Source organism: Halomonas urmiana (assembly GCF_005780185.1).
In the GTDB taxonomy this organism is placed as follows: domain Bacteria; phylum Pseudomonadota; class Gammaproteobacteria; order Pseudomonadales; family Halomonadaceae; genus Halomonas; species Halomonas urmiana.
On the sequence record NZ_VBUI01000103.1, the window covers coordinates 1 to 266 of the forward strand.

Below are 266 nucleotides of genomic sequence, written 5' to 3' on the forward strand. Positions count from 1 at the left end.
TAAGATCCAGACACAGGCTTGAGTTAAATCTTTTGAATAAAGGCTTGTTGATCGGTGTGAGCTAGTTACAAAAACAGGGATTTCAAATTTTGGAAGAATGTCGGTTAACTGAAAATTTTCAAAACAGTTAACACTAAAATGAGCGCCCATACCTGCACGCAACACACGTGGAGACCAAAGAGATGCTGAACCTTGGGTGCAAATGATTTGTTTTATATTCGCCGCGGCTGCTGAACGAAGCAATGTCCCGACATTTCCAGGATCTT

Annotated in this window: 1 protein-coding gene; it reads right to left on the reverse strand. The window is 41.4% G+C overall.

Going from position 1 to position 266, the window contains the following annotated elements; all coding sequences use genetic code 11:
- Positions 1-266 (reverse strand): TrmH family RNA methyltransferase (locus FEI13_RS18935; RefSeq protein ID WP_138183026.1); only part of this gene is annotated, 266 nt, incomplete at both ends.